Source organism: Desulforhopalus vacuolatus (genome assembly GCF_016918505.1).
Lineage (GTDB): Bacteria > Desulfobacterota > Desulfobulbia > Desulfobulbales > Desulfocapsaceae > Desulforhopalus > Desulforhopalus vacuolatus.
In genome coordinates this window covers 1-366 of sequence record NZ_JAFFPZ010000144.1, presented here as the reverse complement: position 1 = coordinate 366, position 366 = coordinate 1, and the positions used below count along the sequence as shown (strand labels likewise).

The 366-nt window shown below is 46.4% G+C and carries 1 pseudogene; it reads left to right on the top strand.

The annotated features are described in order from the left end of the window. Positions 1 to 366, top strand: a pseudogene (locus JWG39_RS16285) (IS1634 family transposase); the annotation flags it as partial.

Genomic DNA, 366 nt, shown 5'->3' with positions numbered 1-366 from the left:
GGCAGGATGTCGAAATCGGGCTTGGGAAGAATTCTATTCAAGTTTACGATCTTGATCAAAAAATAGTACGTGTCGATGCTACAACGGTTTCTGGTTATCATGATGCCGGATCAGGCAGCTTGTTTCAGTTCGGAAACAGTAAGGATAATCCAGCACTTAGACAGATAAAAATCATGATGGCAAGCCTTGATCCCCTGGGATTTCCACTGGCGACATCAACAGTATCTGGAGAACGCGCTGATGACGGTTTATACGTTCCCGCCATTGATAAAGCGTTGAAAGCATTGGACAAAAAAGGACTCCTGTTCGTGGGAGACTGCAAAATGTCAGCGTTGGCTACACGGGCTCATCTGCATGGCCTCGAAC